The sequence below is a fragment of the Pseudoxanthomonas wuyuanensis genome, assembly GCF_900215535.1.
Classification (GTDB): Bacteria; Pseudomonadota; Gammaproteobacteria; order Xanthomonadales; family Xanthomonadaceae; genus Pseudoxanthomonas_A; species Pseudoxanthomonas_A wuyuanensis.
The window spans coordinates 1-1,339 of the sequence record NZ_OCND01000031.1 but is presented as its reverse complement, the minus strand read 5'-3'; the positions used below and the strand labels follow the sequence as shown (position 1 = coordinate 1,339).

General features: G+C 58.9%; 1 protein-coding gene. It reads left to right on the top strand.

What is annotated here, in order from left to right:
- Positions 1–1,004: 1,004 nt before the first annotated feature.
- Complete coding sequence (locus CRO39_RS20715) at positions 1,005–1,250, top strand: hypothetical protein (protein WP_141400893.1); 246 nt, start codon at positions 1,005–1,007, stop codon at positions 1,248–1,250.
- Positions 1,251–1,339: the final 89 nt, after the last annotated feature.

The window sequence follows — 1,339 nt, the reverse complement described above, 5'->3', positions numbered from 1 at the left end:
GCGCGTCTGTGGTCGGCAATACTGCGATCAATGCCATCCGCAAACCGGCTTACGGGTCAGTGCGTGGGTTGATCGTAATTTTGCAGGACCGACTATTTATCCCTGCAATGATTGCCTTTGCACTGCTTGAGGGCGCTTGCGTACGCTGGTATCGGAAAAATGGGCTCTTACCTTAATCGGCTGAGCCCTAACAATTCATTCAAGCCGAAGCCGCTTCGCGGCTCGGCTTAATTCAGGCGTTAGGCTGTGGTGGAGCAAGTGCATTGCGGCTTCCCACGTCGGCCGGTTTAGCAACATGCCTGTGGTCGGATCCGGGGCATAGTCCTCAGGTTCGCTGTCTTCGGTTCGGTCACTGCTTCGCCGCCTGACGTCATTACCCCGCTGCGCTCGCTGCCTTTGTCTTCGGCCGCATACCGCTGCCAGCGCTGCGGGGCAAGCTCCGTCCCGCAACCTATGGCACACTCGCCTTAGGCGGCAGTGCGGGGAGCACGGTGGCATCATCCAAGCCATTCCGGCCACCCACTGCCTAACAATTCGTTCAAGCCGAGCCCGCATCGTTATGGCTTTGATTTGACAGTTGGCCAGGGCGGGCCGGCTTAACTCAGGCGTTAGGCGGTGGTGGAGCAAGTGCATTGCGGCTTTCCACTTCGGCCAGTTTAGCGACCTACCTGTGGTCGGCTCCCGGGGCGTAGTCCTCAGGTTCGCTGTCTTCGGTTCGGTCACTACTTCGCCGCCTGACGTCATTACCCCGCTGCGCTCGCTGCCTTTGTCTTCGGCCGCATACCGCTGCCGGCGCTGCGGGGCAAGCTCCGTCCCGCAACCTGTGGCACACTCGCCCAGGCGGCAGTGCGGGGAGCACGGTGACATCATCCAAGCCGTTCCGGCCACCCACTGCCTAACAATTCGTTCAAGCCGAGCCCGCATCGTTATGGCTTTGATTTGACAGTTGGCCAGGGCGGGCCGGCTTAACTCAGGCGTTAGGCCTCATGCCCACTATTCGATCCATGCTCGCTAAAGCACTTGGGTACGCAGCTTTCTCCGCAAGCCTTGTGGGCATCGTTGCATGGAACACCAACAACAAGTGCCGTGCGGGGACGGGCATTTTCCATAGTCTTGCCAAGCACTGTCCGGAAGACCGTACCGTGTTCGTGCTGGTTGTTGGCATTGCTGCTGCTATCTTTCTCGGATTCTTGCTCTGGGCCAAGATTGCCAGTAGCCGGCATGTCGACAGGTCCACCAATGAGGGGTGAATTAACACTCCAAGTGCAACGCTTCTGACGCTTGCTGGATTCTCTGCGCGGGTGTCTGGAAGCCATAGCGTTTTCTCGGTCGTTGGTTG